This window comes from [Clostridium] ammoniilyticum (genome assembly GCF_025566905.1).
Classification (GTDB): domain Bacteria; phylum Bacillota_I; class Bacilli_A; order Erysipelotrichales; family Coprobacillaceae; genus Faecalibacillus; species Faecalibacillus intestinalis.
In genome coordinates this window covers 1-311 of record NZ_JAOQJR010000033.1, presented here as the reverse complement: position 1 = coordinate 311, position 311 = coordinate 1, and the positions used below count along the sequence as shown (strand labels likewise).

Annotated in this window: 1 protein-coding gene; it reads left to right on the top strand. The window is 34.7% G+C overall.

Going from position 1 to position 311, the window contains the following annotated elements; genetic code table 11:
- Positions 1-311, top strand: a 311-nt coding sequence (locus OCV55_RS13935) for a family 4 glycosyl hydrolase (protein ID WP_449670775.1), incomplete at both ends; no start/stop codon positions are given.

Below are 311 nucleotides of genomic sequence, written 5' to 3'. Positions count from 1 at the left end.
TCAACAGGAGCAAGAGCTATTGCCTTTGGACCATTACAACCAGCTCAAAGAGGATGGTTACAATGCATGAAAAACATGGAATTATGTGTTGAAGAAGCAGCTGTAACTGGTGATTATGGATTATTAATGCAAGCATTCATTTTAAATCCACAAACAGTATCAGGACAAAAAATGGTGAATGTTTTAAATGAATTATTGATTGCTCATGAAAAATACTTACCACAATTTGCAGATAAGATTGCCGAGTTAAAAGCAGCAGGTGTTACCATCAAAGATGATGTTGCACGTGAATTAACTGAAAAAGGTTTATA